Genomic DNA, 19,959 nt, shown 5'->3' with positions numbered 1-19,959 from the left:
CAGTCTCCGGATCGTCATTCCCCGCCACCCTCTTGTGCGGCGGTCAGGACGGCGGGCAGCTCCCGGAGCAAGGTGTCGACCTCGTCGTCGCCGACGACGAGCGGCGGCGCGAGCCGGACCACGTCCGGCCCGGTCGCGTTCACCAGGAGTCCCGCATCCTGAGCCGCCTGCTGCACCTGCGGCGCGAGGGACTCTGTGAGCACGATACCGAGCAGCAGCCCCGCGCCACGGACGTGGCCGATCAGAGCGTGGTCGAGCGATTCGATTCCGTCACGCAGCCGCTCCCCCGCCCGCTTGACGCGGTCGAGGATGCCGTCGGCCGCGATCGTGTCGAGGACGGCGACGGCGGCGGCGCAGGAGACGGGGTTTCCGCCGAAGGTGGACCCGTGCTGACCTGGGGTCAGCAGGTCGGCGGCGGGGCCGAAGGCGACGGTGGCGCCGATGGGCAGGCCGCCGCCGAGGCCCTTGGCGAGGGTGACGACATCGGGTTCGACGCCCTGCGCCTGGTGCTCGAACCAGTGTCCGGTACGGCCGATTCCGGTCTGTACCTCGTCGACGACGAGGAGCGTGCCGGTGGCCCGGGTGATCTCGCGGGCGGCGGCGAGGTAGCCCGCCGGGGGGATGATGACGCCGTTCTCGCCCTGGATGGGTTCGACGATGACCAGCGCGGTGTCGGTGGTGACGGCCGCGCGCAGCGCTTCGGCGTCGCCGTACGGCACATGGGTGACGTCGCCCGGCAGCGGAAGGAAAGGTTCCTGCTTGGCGGGCTGGCCGGTCAGGGCCAGCGAGCCCATGGTGCGGCCGTGGAAGCCGCCGTGGGTGGCGACCATATGCGTACGGCCGGTCCGCCGCCCGATCTTGAACGCGCCCTCGACCGCCTCCGCGCCGGAGTTGGAGAAGTAGACCCGCCCGGCGCGGCCGAAGAGCTGGAGCAGCCGCTCCGCGAGGGCCACCGGGGGCTCGGCGACGAAGAGGTTCGAGACGTGGCCGAGCGTGGCGACCTGGTCGGAGACGGCCCGTACGACGGCGGGGTGGGCGTGGCCGAGGGAGTTGACGGCGATACCGCTGACGAAGTCGAGGTATTCCCTGCCGTCGGCGTCCCACACCGTGGTGCCCTCGCCATGGGTGAGCGGGACGCGCGGGGTGCCGTAGTTGTCCATCATCGCGCCCTGCCAGCGCTGCGTCAGCTCCGCGTTGCTCACTGGTTCTCCCCCTCATTCTCCGCGTCCGGCACGACCATCGTGCCGATGCCCTCGTCCGTGAAGATCTCCAGCAGGATGGAGTGCTGCACCCGCCCGTCGATGACGCGCGCGGTGGTGACGCCGTTGCGTACGGCGTGCAGACAGCCCTCCATCTTGGGCACCATGCCGCTGGCCAGCTCGGGCAGCAGCTTCTCCAGCTCGCTCGCGCCGAGCTGGCTGATCACCTCGTCGCTGTTCGGCCAGTCGGCGTACAGGCCCTCGACGTCGGTGAGGACCATCAGCGTCTCGGCGTTCAGCGCGGCGGCGAGCGCGGCCGCCGCCGTATCGGCGTTGACGTTGTAGACGTGGCCGTCGTCGGAGCTGCGCGCGATGGACGAGACGACCGGGATGCGGCCGTCGTCCAGCAGCGCCTGGATGGCGCCGGTGTCGATGTCGGTGATCTGGCCGACCCGGCCGATGTCCACCTGTTCGCCGTCTATCTCGGCGAAGTGCTTGGTGGCGGACATCAGATGGGCGTCCTCGCCGGTCATGCCGACGGCGAGCGGGCCGTGCTGGTTGAGCAGCCCGACCAGTTCGCGCTGCACCTGCCCGGCCAGGACCATCCGTACGACGTCCATCGCGTCGTCGGTGGTGACCCGCAGGCCCGCCTTGAACTCGCTGACCAGGCCGTGCCGGTCGAGCTGTGCGCTGATCTGCGGGCCGCCGCCGTGGACGACAACCGGGCGCAGCCCGGCGTGCCGGAGGAAGACGACGTCCTGGGCGAACGCGGCCTTCAGCTCCTCGTCCACCATCGCGTTCCCGCCGAACTTGATGACCACGGTCTTGCCGTGGTGGCGGGTCAGCCAGGGCAGCGCCTCGATGAGGATGCGGGCCTTGGGCTGGGCGGTGTGCTTGCGGGTGGTCGGCTGGTCCGCCTTGTTCGGCTGGCCCGTCTTGTTCGGCTCGCTCATGAGGAGTACGCGCTGTTCTCGTGGACGTAGTCGGCGGTCAGATCGTTGGCCCAGATGACGGCGGTTTCGCCGCCCGCGGCCAGGTCGGCGGTGATGCGCACCTCGCGGTAGCGCATGTCGACCAGCTCGCGGTCCTCGCCGACCGAACCGTTCTTGCAGACCCATACGTCGTTGATGGCGACGTTGAGCTGGTCGGGCTCGAAGGTCGCGGAGGTGGTGCCGATCGCGGACAGCACCCGGCCCCAGTTGGGGTCCTCGCCGTGGATGGCGCACTTGAGGAGGTTGTTACGGGCGATGGAGCGGCCCACCTCCACCGCGTCGTCCTCGGTGGCCGCGCCGACGACCTCGATCCGGATGTCCTTGGAGGCGCCCTCGGCGTCCCCGATCAGCTGCCGCGCGAGGTCGGCGCAGACGGTACGGACCGCCTCGGCGAAGTCGTCCGCGGCGGGCGTGACCCCGGAGGCGCCGGAGGCCAGCAGCAGCACGGTGTCGTTGGTCGACATGCAGCCGTCGGAGTCGATCCGGTCGAAGGTGGTGCGGGTGGCGTCGCGCAGCGCGGTGTCCAGCGCGGGGGCTTCCAGGTCGGCGTCGGTGGTGAGGACGACGAGCATGGTGGCGAGGCCCGGGGCGAGCATGCCCGCGCCCTTGGCCATGCCGCCGACGGTCCACGATCCGCCGGGGCCGGTGGCGACGGCCGTCTTGTGCACGGAGTCGGTGGTCTTGATGGCGATGGCGGCCTTCTCGCCGCCGTGCTCGCCGAGGGCCACCGCTGCCTTGTCGACACCGGACAGCAGCGCGTCCATGGGCAGCCGGAGGCCGATCAGTCCGGTGGAGGCGACCGCGATCTCGCCCGCGCTGTGGCCGAGGACGTCCGCGACCTTCTCGGCGGTCGCGTGGGTGTCCTGGAAGCCGAGCGGGCCGGTGCAGGCGTTGGCGCCGCCGGAGTTGAGGACGACGGCGGAGACCTGGCCGCCCTTCAGCACCTGCTCGGACCAGAGCACCGGGGCGGCCTTGACGCGGTTGGAGGTGAAGACGCCCGCGGCGGCCAGTCGTGGTCCGTTGTTGACGACGAGAGCGAGATCGGGGTTCCCGTTCTCCTTGATCCCTGCCGCGACGCCGGAGGCGGTGAACCCTTTGGCTGCCGTCACACTCATGGAGCGACTCCGATCGTGGAAAGTCCCAGCTCCTCGGGGAGACCGAGGGCGATGTTCATGCTCTGGACCGCGCCGCCCGCGGTGCCCTTGGTGAGGTTGTCGATCGCGCTGATCACGATGACCCGCCCGGCCGCCTCGTCGAGGGCGACCTGGAGCAGGGCGCTGTTGGATCCGTACACGGCGGCGGTGGAGGGCCACTGCCCCTCCGGCAGCAGGTGGACGAACGGTTCGTCGCCCAGCGCCTTCTCGTACGCGGCCCGCAGCGTCCCCGCCGTCACGCCGGGCTTCGCCGGGGCGCTGCAGGTGGCCAGGATGCCGCGGGACATGGGGGCGAGGGTCGGGGTGAAGGAGACCGAGACCCGCTCGCCCGCCGCGGCCGACAGGTTCTGGATCATCTCCGGGGTGTGCCGGTGGCCGCCGCCCACGCCGTACGGGCTCATCGACCCCATGACCTCGCTGCCCAGCAGATGCGGCTTGGGCGACTTGCCCGCGCCCGAGGTCCCGGTGGCGGCGACGATCACGGCCTCGGGCCCGACCAGCCCCGCCGCGTACGCCGGGAACAGCGCGAGCGAGACGGCGGTGGGGTAGCAGCCGGGAACCGCGATGCGCCGGGAACCGGCCAGCGCGGCACGGCACCCCGGCAGCTCGGGCAGCCCGTACGGCCACGTACCGGCGTGCGGCGAGCCGTAGAACTTCTCCCAGTCCCCCGCGTCCTCCAGCCGGAAGTCCGCACCGCAGTCGATCACCAGCACCTGGTCGCCGAGCTGCTCGGCGACGGCGGCGGACTGCCCGTGCGGCAGCGCGAGGAACACCACGTCATGCCCGGCCAGCGCCTCGGCCCCGGTCGGGGCCAGCACCCGGTCGGCCAGCGGGAGCAGATGCGGCTGGAGGGAGCCGAGCGGCTGACCGGCGTTGGCGTTGCCGGTCAGCGCGCCGATCTCGACCTCGGGGTGCGCGAGCAGCAGCCGCAGCACCTCACCGCCCGCGTATCCGCTCGCTCCCGCCACCGCTGCGCGTATCGCCATTGCCATCCTCCCTCACGGATGGCATGACTATACGTTCGACGGCAGCTTTATGCAAAGAATTTTCGGGAGGACCTGCCGCTGTCGGTGCTCCGTGTCATTATGCGGACGCGTCCCAGGGGTGGGCCGCGGTCTGCTGATCGCCAGGGGGTTGGGGATGGGTGCGGGTACGGAGCCGGACGGTTCGTCCAGATCCGACGAGGAGTGGGAGCGCTTTCTGCGCGAGTCGGTGGCGGGGGCCGCCGACGCGCCCAAGGAGCCGTCGGCGCGGGCCCGCGACGTGGCGAAGCGGCTGCGCACGGAGCCCGACCGCGGCCCGGAGGTGTGGCGCGGCTATCCGCCCGCGCGGCCGAAGCGGCGCACGGGCTGGTACGTGGCCGGGGTGCTGGCCGTGCTGGTGCTGCTGGTGGTGGCGCTCGCGCCGGGGCCGGTGTTGGACCTGTTCGCCGGAGACGACGCCGACTCCACGGCGTCGGCGGCCGAGACCGCCCGTCCGGGCCAGGCACCCCCGGCGCAGGCGGCCCAGCGCCCCACCGTGGACGAGCCGTTCCGCGGGTCGCCCGCGGCGGGCTGGGCGGGCGGAGCGGCGGGGATCACCGTGCCGAAGGCCGGGGCGGTCGGCTGGATGAGCGCGGCCGAGGTCGAGCGGGCCCTCGCCCGCAGCCGGGACTTCGTCGTCGCGTCCGGCCTGGACCGCGGGGTGCTGCGGGGTGAGCGCCCCGAGAGGGCGATCGCGCTGATCAACCCGCACCAGAAGGACGTGCGGGACCTTCTGAAGACCGCTTTCCGCACCCCGAGCGAGCAGAGCGACCCGCTCCTCCTCTTCAGCCGCTTCCAGCCCTCCCGCACCCACCTGGTCGGCGATGTCGTGAAGACCCGGGGTCGGCTCAGCTACCGGGAGGGCAAGCGCGGCGCGCTCCAGGTGACCGCCGACGTCACCTTCGTCTACCCGGTCACCCGCGCGGACGCGGGCGGCGACGACGAGATCGTGCGCACAATAGTCCGGCGCGAGCTGGTCCTGAGCTGGGACGACCCTGCCAAGGTGATCACCGAGCCGGGCACGTTCTCGATCGTCTCGTACAAGTACGACGTGACCAACGGCGGCTGCGGCGCCCCCACGGGCTACTTCACCCCGCCCTTCGGCACGGACCGCCGGGCGGACGAGGCCGGTACGGAGTTCGACCCGTACGACCGCAGCGGGCCGGTCGGGCGAGGCGAGTCCTCCGGGGACGAGTGCGAGAAGGCTACGCGGTCCTAGGGGCACAGCCCGCTGATCTCGGGCAGGAACAGGCCGAACACGCCCCAGAGGAGCAGCACCGGGGCCGGTTCAGCCCCGGTGGTCGCCGGAGTAGAGGGCCGCGGTCTCGGACGCGAGGCGGGCCAGCTCCTCGCGCAGTTCCTCCGGCGCGGTCACCTCGACATCGGGCCCGAAGGCGAGCAGGGGCTGCGCCCCGCCCAGGGTGCGGAAGCGCAGCCGGAGTTCGACGCGCTCCGGGGCGCCGGCCGTTTCGGCCGGGGGTGGAGCGGACAGGTCGGCGTGGTAGATGCTCAGGAAGCGGCGCAGGGAGGCGTGCCGGACCTTCACCGTCACGTCGACCCCGGCGGGGAGGTCGTCGATCCGGCGGCGCAGGGTGTCCCACACCTCGGCGAGTTCGACCCCCTCCCGCCGCCGTACGGGTTCGTCGGCGACCGACGCCGCCAGGATGCGGTCCACCCGGAACAGCTGGGGCCGGGCGCGGTGATCGGCCACCAAATACCAGACGCCCGCCTTGTCGACCAGGCCGTACGGATCGACGGTGTACGACGCCTCGCGGTCGTCGCGGCCGTGCCGGTAACGCAGCCACAGCCGCCGGTCGGTGAAGACGGCGTCCTGGAGCACCTCCAGGTCGGCCGCCGCCCGGGGTCCGCTGCGCCAGCGGACCGGGTCCACCAGGATGCGGCGGCGGGTCAGCGCGGCGGCGTCGCGGTGCGGCGGCGGCAGGGCGGCCATGACCTTGCGCAGCGCCGAGCCGATGGCCGGGCCGAGCCCCAGATCGGCGTGGGACCGGCCGGTGACCAGCACGAACAGCGCCCGCGCCTCGTCGGCGGTCAGCCCCGTCACATCGGTGCGGTAGCCGGGCAGCAGGGCGATGCCGCCGTTGCGGCCGCGCTCGGCGTAGACGGGCACCCCGGAGGTGGAGAGCGCCTCGACATCGCGGAAGATGGTGCGTACGGACACCTCCAGGCGCTCGGCCAGCTCGGTGGCGGGCACCCGTCCGCGCGTCTGCAACAGCAGCAGGATCGACAGCATCCGGTCGGATTTCATGCTCCGAGGATCGCTGAAAAACATGACGGCGGATGTCATGTATTGCGGGGAAGGTGGGCGTGCGGGCCGACGCCGGTCCGCGACTCAGCTCATTTCATGGAGACTTCGATGTCCGCTGACACCACCGCCGCCGTCCCCGCGCGGCCGGAGAGCGCCGGGAGAACGGAAGGGAAGCCCTCCGGGGGCCGCCATCTCGGGCTGGCCCTGTTCGTGATCGCCGCGGCGCAGCTGATGGTGGTCCTCGACGCCACGATCACCAACATCGCCCTGCCCAGCATCCAGACCGATCTGAAGGTGTCCGACGGCAACCTGGCGTGGATCGTCAACGCGTACGCGCTGGCCTTCGGCGGGCTGTTGCTGCTCGGCGGCCGGGCCGGGGACCTGTTCGGGCGGCGGCGGATGTTCCGTACCGGGATCGCCGTCTTCACGCTGGCCTCGGTGCTGGGCGGACTGGCCCCGGACGAGGGGCTGCTGATCGGCGCCCGGGTGCTGCAGGGCGTGGGCGCCGCGATGGCCGCCCCCAGCGCGCTGGCCCTGATCACCACGACGTTCCCGGCGGGCAAGGCGCGCAACACGGCGATGGGCGTGTACGCGGCCATGGGCGGGGTCGGCGCCACGGTCGGCCTGCTGCTGGGCGGCACGCTCACCGATGTCCTCGACTGGCGCTGGGTGTTCTTCGTCAACATCCCCATCGGGCTGGCCGTCCTCGCCGGAACCCGGACCCTGGTCGAGGCCGACCGCAACCCCGGCCGACTGGACGTACCCGGCGCGATCACCGGCACGGGCGGTCTGATCGCCCTGGTCCACGGCATCACCCGCGGCGGCGACCACGGCTGGGCCGATGGCCTCACCCTCGGCTCCTTCGCGGCGGCGGCCGTGCTGCTGGCCGTGTTCCTGCTCGTCCAGGCCCGGACCGCGCACCCGATGCTGCCGCTGCGGCTGTTCCGGGAGCGCAGCCGGTGGGGCAGTTACGCCACCATGCTGTGCATCGGCTCGGGCATGTTCGCCACGTTCTACTTCCTGACGCTCTACATGCAGCTGATCCTGGGCTACAGCCCGGTGCGGACCGGTTTCGCGTATCTGCCCTTCAGCTTCGGCGTGGCCATGGCCGCGGGCCTCAGCTCCAAGCTGGTCGCCCACCTCGCACCGCGGCTGATAGCCGGGCCGGGGCTGGCGGTCGCGGCGTCGGGCATGGTCTGGTTCGCCACGCTGGAGCCGGACTCGTCGTACGCCGGGCATCTGGTGCCCGCCATGTTCATCACCGCGCTCGGCCTGGGCATGGGCTTCGTCCCGATGACGCTGGGCGCGGTCAGCGGGGTGCGGCACGAGGACACCGGCATCGCCTCCGCGCTGCTGAACACCTCGCAGCAGGTGGGCGGCGCCCTCGGGCTCGCGGTCATGTCGACGCTGTCCACCTCGGCGGCCGACGCCCGGCTGCCCGGGGCGGCCGCCGCCCTCCACCGGGGGCTGGCCACGAAGGACGCCGCCCTGGTGGCGAGGGCCGGTGAGGCGCTGACCCACGGCTACACCCGGGCCTTCGCCGCCGCGGCCGTCATGTTCCTGGCGGGGCTCGCGGTCACCGCGCTCGCCATCAATGCCCGGAAGCAGCAGCCCACCGAGGAGGCGGGCGCCGCGCACATGGGCTGACGGCGCCCCCGGACAACCCCCGGAGAGCCCCCGGCAGCTCCCCGGAAAATCTCCTCGAAGATTTTTCCGGGGAGCTGTCGATCCGGGCGTCTCCCGATCGTCGTAAGGGTGAGAGGCGGGGAACGGCCCCGCCCCGGCGACCGAGGAGTCACCATGCCGCGCTTTCTCACCCTGATCCGCATCGACGAGAAGGAGTCCCCCGAGGGCCCCAGCCCCGAGCTGATGGAGCGCATGGGCGCTCTGCTGGAGGAGATCACCAAGGCGGGCGTCATGCTCGACACGGCCGGGCTCAAGCCCACCTCCGAGGGCACCCGGGTCACCTGGTCCGGCGGCAAGCTCAGCTACACCGACGGGCCGTTCACCGAGAGCAAGGAGGTCATCGGCGGCTACTCCCTCATCCAGGCCAAGGACAAGGCCGAGGCGGTGGAGTGGACAAAGCGGTTCCTGGAGACCCACGAGGAGTACTGGACCATCACCGCCGAGGTCCGCGAGCTCGAAGAGGGCTGACACGGCTCTCGGGCTGATCCGGTTCCGCTTGCCGCACCACCGGGCGGCTGCTCTGATGGGTGGCCGTGACGGCAGTAAACGCGACCGAAACGGTCGAAGCGGTCTTCAGGATCGAATCCGCGCGCATCATCGCCGGTGTCGCCCGCATCGTGCGGGACGTCGGCATCGCCGAGGAACTCGCGCAGGATGCCCTGATCGCCGCGCTGGAGCAGTGGCCGGAGTCGGGTGTCCCGGACAAGCCGGGAGCCTGGCTCATGGCCACCGCCAAGCACCGCGCGATCGACCTCGTACGCCGCAAGGAGACGTACGCGCGGAAGCTGGCCGAGGTCGGGCGGGCGCTGGAGGACGTACCGCCGCCCGATCCGGCGGACCTCGGCGACCCCGACGACATCGACGACGACCTGCTGCGGCTGATCTTCACCGCCTGCCATCCGGTGCTGTCGCCGGAGGCCCGGATCGCGCTGACCCTGCGGCTGCTGGGCGGGCTGACCACGGAGGAGATCGCCCGCGCGTTCCTGGCCTCGGAGGCGGCCGTCGCCCAGCGGATCGTCCGGGCGAAGCGGTCGCTGGCCAAGGCCAAGGTGCCCTTCGAGGTGCCGTACGGCGAGGACCGGGCCGCCCGGCTGTCCTCGGTGCTGGAGGTCATCTACCTTGTCTTCAACGAGGGCTATTCGGCGACGGCCGGGGACGATCTGGTGCGCCCGGCGCTGTGCGAGGACGCGCTGCGGCTGGCCCGGGTGCTCGCGGGGCTGATGCCCAAGGAGCCCGAGGTGCACGGGCTGGCCGCGCTGCTGGAGTTCCAGGCGTCCCGCATCCCGGCCCGCACCGGCCCGGACGGCGCGCCGGTGCTGCTCGCCGACCAGAACCGGGCCAGGTGGAACCGGTTGCTGATCCGCCGTGGCATCGAGGCCCTGCACCACGCGGGCCACGGCCCGTACTCCCTCCAGGCCGCGATAGCCGCGTGCCACGCGCGAGCGGTCCGCTACGAGGACACGGACTGGACGACCATCGCCACCCTCTACGACCGGCTGGCCGCGCTCACCCCGTCCCCGGTGGTCGAGCTGAACCGGGCGGTCGCCGTCTCGATGGCGGAGGGCCCGGCGGCCGGTCTCGAACTGGTCGACGCCCTGGTGGCGGACCCCGCGCTGCGCGACTACCACCTGCTGCCGAGCGTCCGCGGCGATCTGCTGGAGCGCCTGGGGCGGCGGGAGGAGGCCCGCGCGGAGTTCGAACGCGCGGCCTCCCTGACCCGCAACGCCCCCGAACGCAGGCTGCTGCGGGAGAGAGCCGGGCGGGTCTGAGACCGATGCGGACGACTCTGCGCGGGGCGCGGGTGCTGTTGCGCCCCACCGTCCCCACCGACATCCCCCGGCTGGCCGCCATCCGCGCGACGCCCGAGGTGTACGCGCGCTGGCAGGGCGGCGAGGACCTGGTGGCGGCGGTGATCGAGGACCTGACCGGGCCGGACACCGAGACGCTGGCCGTCGTGTACGAGGGCGCCGTGGTCGGCATGATCCAGTGGTCGGCCGAAACGGAACCGGACTACCGGCACGCGAGCATCGACATCTACCTCGACCCCGCGGTGCACGGCCGGGGGCTCGGCACCGACGCCGTACGCACCCTGGCCCGCCACCTGGTCACCGCCCACGGCCACCACCGCCTGGTGATCGACCCGGCCGCGGACAACACCGCCGCCATCCGCGCGTACGAGAAGGCGGGGTTCCGCCCGGTCGGCGTGATGCGCCGCTACGAGCGCGGGCCCGACGGCAGCTGGCACGACGGTCTGCTGATGGACCTGCTCGCCGAGGAGCTGACCGATTAACATACGGGCCTTGATCACCACCGGGGGAGGCATCGTGGCCCACAGCACGACCGACGACGACCTGCGGCATCTGCGCCGCTGTGTGGAGCTGGCGACCGAGGCGCTGGAGGCGGGCGACGAACCGTTCGGCTCGGTGCTCGTCGCCGCGGACGGGACCGTTCTCGCCGAGGACCACAACCGGGTGGCGGGCGGCGACCACACCCGCCACCCGGAGTTCGCGCTCGCGCGCTGGGCGGCGGGGCGGCTGACGCCCGCCGAGCGGGCCGCCGCCACCGTCTACACCTCGGGCGAGCACTGCCCGATGTGCGCCGCCGCGCACGGCTGGGTCGGGCTCGGCCGCATCGTGTACGCCAGCTCCTCGGAGCAGCTGTCGGGCTGGCTCGCCGAACTCGGCGTGCCCGCGCCGCCGGTGCGGACCCTGCCGATCCGCGAGGTCGTGCCCGGCGCGGTGGTGGAGGGTCCGCATCCCGTGCTCGCCGAGGAGGTCCGTACGCTCCACCGCCGCTTCCACGGAGCGGTCTGACCGGGCCCGCGGGGCGTCAGAGGATGAGGTGCACGGTGAAGCCGGTGTCCGTCGCGTTGATGATGGTGGCGTGGACGAATCCGTGCGCCGTCCGGTAGCGCCCGGTACCGCCGGTGATCGCGAGGTTGATGTCGGCCTCGGGTCCGGCCGCGGTGACGGAGATCAACCCCTGGATGGTGAGGTCCCCGTCGGGAAGGGTGAGCGTGCCCACGCACTGCTGGTCGAACGAGTCGACGACGGGACCGACCCGGGTCAGCGTGCAGACCTCGCCGTAGTGGCCCACCACTGCGCTGCCTTGGAGGAGGTCACCGCTGATGACGAACTCGTCCCCCTGACTGGGCCCGGCGGTGCCCACGTCGACGAAGCTGAACTGCGTCTGATGCGCGACCAGGTCGAAGACCTGCTCGCGTCCGATGGGGTGCGTCGGTGGCCAGTCGCCCCCGAGGGGCACCGGGGCGGCAGCCGAGGCGGGGGCGGCGCACAGGAGGGCAGCGGTCACGGCGGTGGCGGCGCTCAGGCCGAGGCGGCGGAGGTGGCGCATGATGACAGTTCCCATCACGTAGTAGGAGTTCCGGCATCAGCGTTCCGGGTCGAGCGGGACCCGGCGACTCCACAAGATCATCCGAGTGAACGCCGCCCCCTCAGCCCGGCGTGTCGCCCTCCACGCGCAGCCGCCACTGCCCGGCGCGGCCGGTGAGGGTGACGGTGGACAGCGGGGTCACGTCGATGTTCCAGTAGCAGTGCGGCGGCGCCTTGATGGCGTACATCAGGGCCGCGCGTATCACCCCGGGGTCGGCCACCGCGAGCATCTTGGCGTGCTCCTCGACCGGCCGGGTGTCCAGCCAGCCGCCGACCCGGGTGATGAACGCCAGCAGCGATTCGCCACCGTGCGGCGCCGCGCGGGGGTCGGCGAGCCATACGTCGACCGCGCGCGGCTCGCGCGCCATCACATCGGCGAGCGTACGGCCACCCCAGCGACCCATGTCCCAGTCACGCAGGGCGAGTTGGACGAGCGGGGTGAAGCCGAGTGCGAGGCCGGTCTCCCGGCTGCGCGGCGACGGTGAGCAGTAGCGCAGCTCGGCCGCGGCCAGCGGCAGCAGGACGGGCGCGGCGCGCTCGGCGGCGCGACGGCCCGCCGGATCCAGCGGCCGGTCGTCACCGAAACGTTCTCCGAGCCGCGAGGAGGTCGCGGCGGCGGCGACCAGCGTCAGCCGAAACGTCATTCGCGCATCGTACGGTTCGGCGGGCCCCGGGGTGGGCTGCTGTGCGAGAACTGGGGACGTCCGTTCCGCGCCGGAATGTGGCGGCGGAATGTGGCCGTCTAGGGCAGCGCCTCGTCGCATGCGGTACGCAACCGCCTTACGCCCTCGGCGAGTTCGCCGGTGCCCGCGACCGACGCGAAGCTCAGGCGGACGTGCGGGGCGGGCGGCTCCGCGCTGAAGTACGGGCGGCCGGGGGCCACGGCGACCCCGGCGCGCAGGGCGGCGGAGGCGAGCGCGCCCTCGTCGGTGCCGTGCGGCAGGCGCAGCCACAGGTGGTAGCCGCCGGGCGGCACATGCGGTGGGGGCAGGTCGGGCAGCTCCCGCCGCACCGCCGTGACCAGCGCCTCTCGGCGGGTGCGCAGTTCGGCGGCGACGGTTCGCCGGTGGCGGGCCCAGGAGGGCGCGCCGACCAGTTCCAGCGCGGCTTCCTGGAGCGGGCGCGGGACGAAGAAGCTGTCCACGACCTGGATCGCGCGCAGCCGCTCCAGCGCCGGGCCGCGGGCAGCGAGCGCGCCGACCCGCAGGCTGGGCGAGGTGACCTTGGTGAGGGAGCAGACGTGCACCACCACGCCGTCCGGGTCGTCCGCGGCGAGGGCCGCGGGCAGCGGGGGCGCGTCCTCGTGGACGAGGTAGCGCGCGAAGTCGTCCTCGATCACGAACGCGCCCGCCTCGCGCGCGATCCGGATCACCTCGCGGCGCCGTTCGACGGAGAGCACGGCGCCGGTCGGGTTCTGGAACAGCGGCTGGCAGACGACGACGCGCGCGCCGCCCGCCCGCAGCGCCTCGGCGAGCAGATCGGTGCGGATGCCGTCGGCGTCGGCCGGGACGGGGACCGGGCGCAGCCCGGAGGCGCGGGCGGCGGCGAGCATGCCGGGGTAGGTGGGCGATTCGACCAGGACGGGCGCGCCGGGCGGGGCGAGGGCGCGCAGGGCGCAGGTCAGCGCGGACTGGCCGCCCGCGGTGACCAGGACGTCGGCGGCGGCGACGGCACCGCCGCGGCCGCCGATCTCATGAGCGAACCAGGCGCGCAGCTCGGGAAGGCCCTCCATGGGCGGGCGGCCCCAGGCGCCCGGGCGGCGGCCCGCCCGGGCCAGGGCGGCGGCCATGGCCCGCTCGGGCTGGAGCGAGGGATGCAGATAGCCGCTGTTCAGCTCCAGGATCCCGGGCGGCGGGGCGGCGAGGGTGGCGAGGACGCCCGAGGCGTCGACCGAGCGCGGGACCGATTCGCCCGGCGTCTCGACGCTCAGCGCGACCTCCTGCCAGGAGGTGTCCCCGGCCCGCGGCGCCTCGACCCGCGGCGCGGCCCGGAAGGCACCGGCGCCGGGCCGGGTGACGACCAGCCCCTCGGCGGCGAGCGCGGCCAGGGCGCGGGAGACGGTGACCGGACTCACCCGGTGGCGTTCGACCAGGGCGCGACTGGAGGGCAGCTTCTCACCGGGAGAGTAGCGGTTCAGCTCACGACGGAGGGCTTCTGCCAGTTCGGCCACACTGCTACGCTCTTGCATGAGAGCACAGGATAGCGCTACTGCCGACGATGCGATAGCGGTGAACGGTGCCACCGGCACCATCACGACGTCTGCGACGACTGCGACACCTACGACGGCCGCGCCCGCCCGGAGCGGGACGCTGCTGGCCGCCCTCGGGGTGGTCGCCTTCTCCCTCACCTTCCCCGGCACCGCCTGGGCGCTGGAGGGGCTCGGCCCCTGGTCGGTGACCACCTGCCGGATGGTGCTCGCCGCGCTGGTGGCCGGGAGCGCGCTGGTGGCGCGGCGGGCGGCGCCGCCGGAGCGGCGCCACTGGCCCGGGCTGCTGGTCGTCGCGTCCGGGGTGGTGATCGGGTTCCCGCTGCTGACCACGCTCGCGCTGCAGACCTCCACCACCTCGCACGCCGCCGTGGTCGTGGGGCTGCTGCCGCTCACCACGGCCGTGTTCTCCGCGTGGCGCACCGGGGCGCGGCCCTCGCGCAGGTTCTGGGCGGCGGCGCTATCCGGGGCCGCGGTGGTGATCGGCTTCGCGTTGCAGCAGAGCGGTGGCACGCCGACCACCGGCGATCTGTATCTGTTCGGCGCGCTGCTGGTGTGCGCGGCGGGCTACGCCGAGGGCGGGCGGCTGGCCCGCACCATGCCGGGCTGGCAGGTGATCGGCTGGGCGCTGGTGGCCTGTGTGCCGGTGGCCGTTCCGGGCGCGGTGATCGCGCTGTACGCCGAGCCCGTGCGGCTCGGCGGCCACGCCGTGGCCGGGCTGCTGTGGCTGGCGGTGGGCTCGCAGTTCGTGGGCCTGGTGGTCTGGTACCGCGGCATGGCCGCCATCGGCGTGGCCCGGGCCAGTCAGCTCCAGCTGGCCCAGCCGCTGCTGACCCTGGTGTGGTCGGTGCTGCTGCTCGGCGAACACATCGGCCCCGCCGCGCCGGTCGCCGCCGTCGCCGTCCTGGTGTGCATCGGGGTGACGCAGAGGGGATGAACCGGGGCGAACCCGGCGGGCGCGATCCGGGTGCACCGGCCATAGACTGGCCACAGGGATCGCATTGCCCTCCGGGTAGCCGTACACGGGCCGTACTACAGGAGGTCACGCAGATGGAGGCGACCGTAGGCGACAAGCTGCTGGTGCACGGCAGGGTTGTCGGACTTCACGACCGGACCGCAGAGATCATCGAAGTGCTCGGGAACCACGGTGAACCGCCGTACCGCGTCCGTTACGAGGACGACGGTCATGAATGCCTGTTCTCCCCGGGCCCCGACTCCGTCGTACGTCACCTGCCCGCCGGACAGCGGTAGCGCGGGCCGGGCCCAGGCCGAGGCTCAGCGGGGCGGACGTACCCGGCACGGATAGTGGTCGGCGACCACGCGCGCCATGGCGCCGTTGCGGTCGGCGGCCACTTCCTTCGCCGAGAAGTACACGTTCCCGCGCACCTGCGGATGGTCCGCGCACAGGGTGAGGTGCCGGGACAGCTCCGCCGGGTCCTGCCAGGGCGCGGGCTGCGCCGGGTCGCCCGCCTTGTACAGCGCCTCGCCGATGTAGAGGTCGACGCCGGTGCCGCGCACGACATCCGCCCACCAGGGCACGAGCTTCGCGTAGTCGGCGGCGGCGAAACCGATGTTCCAGTAGACCTGCGGGACGATGTAGTCGATCCAGCCCTCCCGCACCCAGCGCCGGGTGTCCGCGTGCAGATCGTCGTACGTCTGCACCCCGGCCCGGGTGTCGGAGCCGAGCGGGTCGGTGGCGCGGTTGCGCCACACGCCGAAGGGGCTGATGCCGAACCGCACGCCCCGCTTCAGCCGCTTGACGCGTGCGGCGGTCTCGCGCACCAGCAGGTCGATGTTGTTCCGCCGCCACGCGGCCCGGTCGGGGAAGCCCGAGCCGTGGCGGGCGTACGCCGCGTCGTCGTCGAAGACCTGGCCCGCGACCGGATACGGGTAGAAGTAGTCGTCCCAGTGGACGGCGTCGATGCCGTAGCGCGCGACCGCGTGCAGCATCGCGTCCTGGACGAAGCGGCGGACCTCGGGCAGCCCGGGGTTGTAGTACAGCTTGCCGCCGTAGGGCACGACCCAGTCGGGGTGCACCCGGGCCGGGTGGGTGGGGAGCAGCCTGCCGGGGTCGGCGTGGTTCGCGACGCGGTACGGGTTGAACCAGGCGTGCAGCTCCAGACCGCGCCGGTGCGCCTCGCGCACCGCGGTGCCCAGCGGATCCCAGCCCGGGTTCTGGCCCTGCACCCCGGTCAGCCACTCCGACCAGGGCTCGTACGGGGACGGCCACAGCGCGTCGGCGGTGGGCCGGACCTGGAAGACGACCGCGTTGAGGCGGCGCTCGACCGCGCCGTCGAGGAAGGCGAGCAGCGAGGCCCGCTGCTCGGCGGCAGGGAGTCCGGGGCGGGCGGGCCAGTCGCGGTTGGCGACCGTGGCCAGCCACATCCCGCGGAACTGTCTGCCGCGCCCCCGCCCGTCCGCGCCGTCCGCCCTCGCCTCGCTCGCGGTGACGCCCGCGGCCAGCGCCCCGGCGGCCGCGGCCGTCAGGCTTCGTCGCGTGATGCCCGTGATCCGCCCCATGCTCACTCCTCGCTCGGCCCACACCACAACTCCCGCCGATGATGGGCGCCTTGGGGGCGGGCGGCAATGGGTACCCCGTGACTTCACTCTTCTCGCACGGCCATCCGGCGGTTAGCATCGAAAGCACGCACGCATGGGAGCGCTCCCAAAACCCTCACCGCACCTCCCGCACACCTCACACCCCCACGCCCGGAGAGGAAGTTCCCGTGCGCAGCAGAGGCAGGAGAACACCGCTCGGCGCGCTCATGGCCGCGCTGGCGCTCGTCGGCGGATTACTGACCGCGGCCGCCGCCCCCGCGGCGGCCCGCCCCGACGACTCCCCCACCACCCCGGCCGGAAGCGCGGCCGACAGCTACAGCTGGAAGAACGTCCGCATCGACGGCGGCGGTTTCGTCCCCGGCATCGTCTTCAACCGCAAGGAGAAGAACCTCGCCTACGCCCGCACCGACATCGGCGGCGCCTACCGCTGGGACCAGTCCGGCATGCGGTGGGTGCCGCTGCTGGACTCGGTGGGCTGGGACCACTGGGGCTGGACCGGCGTCGTCAGCCTGGCCAGCGACCCGGTCGCGCCGGACAAGGTGTACGTGGCGGCCGGTACGTACACCAACAGCTGGGACCCGGGCAACGGCGCGATCCTGCGCTCCTCCGACCGGGGCGCCACCTGGCAGTCGACCGCGCTCCCCTTCAAGCTCGGCGGGAACATGCCGGGCCGCGGCATGGGCGAACGGCTGGCGGTCGACCCGAACAAGAACAGCGTGCTGTACCTCGGCGCGCCCAGCGGCAACGGCCTGTGGCGCTCCACCGACTCCGGGGTCAGCTGGTCGAAGGTGACCGCCTTCCCGAACCCCGGCACTTACGTCCAGGACCCGAACGACACCAGCGGCTACGCGAGCGACAACCAGGGCGTGGTGTGGGTGACGTTCGACGAGCGGACCGGCTCGTCCGGCAGCGCCACGAAGACCATTTACGTCGGCGTGGCCGACAAGGACAACACGGTCTACCGCTCGACCGACGCGGGCGCCACCTGGTCCCGGGTGGCCGGGCAGCCCACCGGCTACCTCTCCCACAAGGGCGTCCTGGACACCAAGAACGGCTATCTGTACCTCACCACCAGCGACAAGGGCGGCCCGTACGACGGCGACAAGGGCCAGGTGTGGCGCTATGCGACCGCGACCGGCGAGTGGAAGAACATCAGCCCCATGGCGGACGGCGACACCTACTTCGGCTACAGCGGGCTCACCGTGGACCGGCAGAAGCCCGGCACCCTCATGGTGACCGGCTACAGCTCCTGGTGGCCGGACACCCAGATCTTCCGCTCCACCGACTCCGGCGGCACCTGGACCCGGGCCTGGGACTACACCAGCTACCCGAACCGGTCCTTCCGCTACACCCAGGACATCTCCTCCGTCCCCTGGCTGTCCTTCGGCACCAACCCGACACCGCCCGAGGTCACCCCGAAGCTGGGCTGGATGACCGAGGCGCTGGAGATCGACCCGTTCGACTCCAACCGGATGATGTACGGAACCGGCGCGACGGTCTACGGCACCGAGAACCTGACCGCGTGGGACTCCGGCGGCCAGGCGAAGATCACGCCGATGGTGAAGGGCCTGGAGGAGACGGCCGTCAACGACCTGGCCAGCCCGCCGTCCGGCGCCCCGCTGCTGAGCGCGCTCGGCGACATCGGCGGCTTCCGCCACACCGACCTCGACGCGGTGCCGACGAAGATGTACACCTCGCCGTCGTTCACCACGGCCACCAGCCTGGACTACGCCGAGAACACCCCGAACACCGTGGTGCGGGTGGGCAACAACGACACCGCCCCGCGCATCGCCTTCTCGACCGACAACGGCGCCAACTGGTTCCAGGGCACCGAACCGCCCGGCGTCACCGGGGGCGGCACGGTGGCCGCGGCGGCGGACGGTAGCGGCTTCGTCTGGAGCCCCGACGGCGCGTCGTCCGTCTACCGCACCACCGGCTTCGGCAACTCCTGGACGGCGTCGAGCGGCATCCCGGCCGGGGCGGTGGTCGAGTCCGACCGTAAGAACCCCAAGAAGTTCTACGGCTACAAGTCCGGCACCTTCTACGTCAGCGCCGACGGCGGCGCGACCTTCACCGCCAAGGCGTCGTCCGGGCTGCCCGCCGAGAGCGTGCGCTTCAAGGCGGTGCCGGGCGCGGAGGGCGACATCTGGCTCGCGGGCGGCACCGCGAGCGGCGCGTACGGGCTGTGGCACTCCACGGACTCCGGCGCGACCTTCACCAAGCTGCCGGGCGTCCAGCAGGCCGACACCATCGGCTTCGGCAAGGCCGCGCCCGGCGCCTCGTACCAGGCGCTCTACACCAGCGCGAAGATCGGCGGGGTGCGCGGCCTCTTCCGCTCCACCGACGCCGGGAAGAGCTGGACCCGGATCAACGACGACGCTCATCAGTGGGGCTGGACCGGCGCCACGATCACCGGCGACCCACGGGTCTACGGCCGGGTCTACGTTGGTACGAACGGCCGCGGGATCCTGCGCGGAGACGTCTCGTAACGGACCGGTCAGCACACCGTGAACACGGGCGGGCCGGGGCGGATCAATGCGGCCCCGGCCCGTCCGCCGCGCCGAACCGGGGGGTAACGTCTGGGTCGACAGGGGGATCACAAGCTCAGCGAAAGGCACGATGTGACCGACATCGAACGCGTCGGAGTAGTGGGCTGCGGCCAGATGGGAGCGGGCATCGCGGAGGTATGCGCGCGATCGGGCCTGGAGGTCATGGTCGCCGAGACCACCGGCGAGGCCCTGGAGATCGGCCGCACCCGCCTGACCACCTCGCTCGACAAGGCCGCCGCCCGCGGCAAGATCAGCGAGGAGGAGCGGGACGCGACGCTGGAGCGGCTGAGCTTCACCACCGACCTCGGGGAGTTCGCCGACCGCGATCTGGTCATCGAGGCCGTCGTCGAGAGCGAGCAGATCAAGACGGAGATCTTCCAGGTCCTGGACCAGGTGGTCACCCGCCCCGACGCGATCCTCGCCTCGAACACCTCGTCCATCCCGCTGGTCAAGCTGGCCGTCTCGACCTCCCGCCCGGACCAGGTCATCGGCATCCACTTCTTCAACCCGGCCCCGGTGCAGTCGCTGGTCGAGCTGATCCCCGCGCTCACCACCGGCGAGGAGACCATCAAGCGGTCCGAGGCGCTGGTCGAGGGCGTGCTCGGCAAGCACGCGATCCACGCGCTGGACCGGGCCGGTTTCGTCGTCAACGCGCTGCTGATCCCGTATCTGCTGTCCGCGATCCGGATGTACGCCTCCGGTGTCGCCACCCGCGAGGACATCGACAACGGCATGGAGATGGGCTGCGCCCATCCGATGGGCCCGCTCAAGCTGTCCGACCTGATCGGCCTGGACACCATCGCGGCCATCGCCGACTCGATGTACTCCGAGTACAAGGAGCCGCTGTACGCCGCTCCCCCGCTGCTGCTGCGCATGGTCGACGCGGGCCGACTGGGCCGCAAGACGGGCTCGGGCTTCTACGAGTACGCGTAGC

19 protein-coding genes are annotated in these 19,959 nt (G+C 72.5%); 10 read left to right on the top strand and 9 right to left on the bottom strand.

Translation table 11 applies throughout. From position 1 onward, the window contains the following. Positions 1–14 precede the first annotated feature (14 nt). From ACZ59A_RS35280 to argC, 4 genes are read right to left on the bottom strand one after another with little or no spacing between them, the layout of a single operon-like run. On the bottom strand, positions 15–1,202 hold the full coding sequence (locus ACZ59A_RS35280; RefSeq protein WP_470967356.1) for an acetylornithine transaminase: 1,188 nt from the start codon (positions 1,200–1,202) through the stop codon (positions 15–17). Then, entirely contained in the window at positions 1,199–2,152 is a 954-nt protein-coding gene (gene argB, locus ACZ59A_RS35275) for an acetylglutamate kinase (RefSeq protein ID WP_470967354.1), read from the bottom strand. The genes ACZ59A_RS35280 and argB overlap by 4 nt, the downstream gene beginning before the upstream one ends. Further along, positions 2,149–3,306, bottom strand: coding sequence for a bifunctional glutamate N-acetyltransferase/amino-acid acetyltransferase ArgJ (gene argJ / locus ACZ59A_RS35270; RefSeq protein ID WP_470967352.1), 1,158 nt, complete (start codon positions 3,304–3,306; stop codon positions 2,149–2,151). The genes argB and argJ overlap by 4 nt, the downstream gene beginning before the upstream one ends. After that, on the bottom strand, positions 3,303–4,331 hold the full coding sequence (gene argC / locus ACZ59A_RS35265) for an N-acetyl-gamma-glutamyl-phosphate reductase (protein WP_470967349.1): 1,029 nt from the start codon (positions 4,329–4,331) through the stop codon (positions 3,303–3,305). The genes argJ and argC overlap by 4 nt, the downstream gene beginning before the upstream one ends. Positions 4,332–4,485: 154 nt before the next feature. Here argC and ACZ59A_RS35260 point away from each other — a divergent pair, with 154 nt between their 5' ends. Then, the gene (locus ACZ59A_RS35260; protein WP_470967347.1) at positions 4,486–5,586 is read left to right on the top strand and encodes a hypothetical protein; all 1,101 of its coding nucleotides are present in this window, start codon (positions 4,486–4,488) and stop codon (positions 5,584–5,586) included. Positions 5,587–5,655: 69 nt separating this feature from the next. Here the strand turns inward: ACZ59A_RS35260 and ACZ59A_RS35255 are convergent, their stop codons facing one another. Beyond that, a complete protein-coding gene (locus ACZ59A_RS35255; protein ID WP_470967345.1) occupies positions 5,656–6,633 on the bottom strand; it encodes a helix-turn-helix transcriptional regulator in 978 nt (325 codons plus the stop codon). A 108-nt stretch (positions 6,634–6,741) separates the two neighbouring features. On the opposite strand from ACZ59A_RS35255, the gene ACZ59A_RS35250 reads away from it, so the two are divergent. The 5 genes from ACZ59A_RS35250 to ACZ59A_RS35230 all read left to right on the top strand — a co-directional run bounded on the left by ACZ59A_RS35250 (position 6,742) and on the right by ACZ59A_RS35230 (position 11,132). Further along, positions 6,742–8,280: an MFS transporter gene (locus tag ACZ59A_RS35250; RefSeq protein WP_470967342.1), complete on the top strand. Its 1,539-nt coding sequence runs from the start codon at positions 6,742–6,744 to the stop codon at positions 8,278–8,280. A 153-nt stretch (positions 8,281–8,433) separates the two neighbouring features. After that, on the top strand, positions 8,434–8,787 hold the full coding sequence (locus tag ACZ59A_RS35245; protein ID WP_470967340.1) for a YciI family protein: 354 nt from the start codon (positions 8,434–8,436) through the stop codon (positions 8,785–8,787). Between the two features lie 59 nt (positions 8,788–8,846). Next, positions 8,847–10,088 carry an RNA polymerase sigma factor gene (locus tag ACZ59A_RS35240; RefSeq protein ID WP_470967338.1) on the top strand — a complete coding sequence of 414 codons (1,242 nt, stop codon included), beginning with the start codon at positions 8,847–8,849 and terminating at the stop codon, positions 10,086–10,088. A gap of 5 nt (positions 10,089–10,093) precedes the next feature. Further along, positions 10,094–10,609: a GNAT family N-acetyltransferase gene (locus ACZ59A_RS35235; protein WP_470967335.1), complete on the top strand. Its 516-nt coding sequence runs from the start codon at positions 10,094–10,096 to the stop codon at positions 10,607–10,609. A 10-nt stretch (positions 10,610–10,619) separates the two neighbouring features. Next, a complete protein-coding gene (locus ACZ59A_RS35230; protein WP_470967333.1) occupies positions 10,620–11,132 on the top strand; it encodes a nucleoside deaminase in 513 nt (170 codons plus the stop codon). A 16-nt stretch (positions 11,133–11,148) separates the two neighbouring features. Here the strand turns inward: ACZ59A_RS35230 and ACZ59A_RS35225 are convergent, their stop codons facing one another. From ACZ59A_RS35225 to ACZ59A_RS35215, 3 genes are all read right to left on the bottom strand, one after another. Then, positions 11,149–11,673, bottom strand: coding sequence for an allene oxide cyclase barrel-like domain-containing protein (locus ACZ59A_RS35225; protein ID WP_470967691.1), 525 nt, complete (start codon positions 11,671–11,673; stop codon positions 11,149–11,151). 100 nt (positions 11,674–11,773) lie between these two features. Beyond that, positions 11,774–12,355, bottom strand: a complete 582-nt coding sequence (locus tag ACZ59A_RS35220) for a histidine phosphatase family protein (protein ID WP_470967330.1) — start codon at positions 12,353–12,355, stop codon at positions 11,774–11,776. A gap of 98 nt (positions 12,356–12,453) precedes the next feature. Then, positions 12,454–13,899 carry an aminotransferase-like domain-containing protein gene (locus ACZ59A_RS35215; protein WP_470967328.1) on the bottom strand — a complete coding sequence of 482 codons (1,446 nt, stop codon included), beginning with the start codon at positions 13,897–13,899 and terminating at the stop codon, positions 12,454–12,456. Between ACZ59A_RS35215 and ACZ59A_RS35210 the strand changes: the two genes are divergently transcribed. After that, on the top strand, positions 13,898–14,854 hold the full coding sequence (locus ACZ59A_RS35210) for a DMT family transporter (protein ID WP_470967325.1): 957 nt from the start codon (positions 13,898–13,900) through the stop codon (positions 14,852–14,854). The genes ACZ59A_RS35215 and ACZ59A_RS35210 overlap by 2 nt on opposite strands. 113 nt (positions 14,855–14,967) lie before the next feature. Next, a complete protein-coding gene (locus tag ACZ59A_RS35205) occupies positions 14,968–15,168 on the top strand; it encodes a DUF1918 domain-containing protein (RefSeq protein ID WP_468046376.1) in 201 nt (66 codons plus the stop codon). Between the two features lie 24 nt (positions 15,169–15,192). On the opposite strand, the gene ACZ59A_RS35200 is transcribed toward ACZ59A_RS35205, so the two are convergent. Beyond that, entirely contained in the window at positions 15,193–16,437 is a 1,245-nt protein-coding gene (locus ACZ59A_RS35200) for a glycoside hydrolase family 10-like protein (protein WP_470967323.1), read from the bottom strand. A gap of 206 nt (positions 16,438–16,643) precedes the next feature. Between ACZ59A_RS35200 and ACZ59A_RS35195 the strand changes: the two genes are divergently transcribed. Together ACZ59A_RS35195 and ACZ59A_RS35190 are read left to right on the top strand one after the other, a co-directional pair. Next, positions 16,644–18,965, top strand: a complete 2,322-nt coding sequence (locus tag ACZ59A_RS35195) for a WD40/YVTN/BNR-like repeat-containing protein (protein WP_470967320.1) — start codon at positions 16,644–16,646, stop codon at positions 18,963–18,965. 132 nt (positions 18,966–19,097) lie between these two features. Next, positions 19,098–19,958 (top strand): 3-hydroxybutyryl-CoA dehydrogenase, encoded by an 861-nt coding sequence (locus tag ACZ59A_RS35190; RefSeq protein ID WP_470967318.1) that lies wholly within the window; start codon positions 19,098–19,100, stop codon positions 19,956–19,958. Position 19,959: the final 1 nt, after the last annotated feature.

It is taken from the genome of Streptomyces sp. NPDC040405 (genome assembly GCF_055595765.1).
This window is presented reverse-complemented; position numbering and strand designations above follow the sequence as displayed.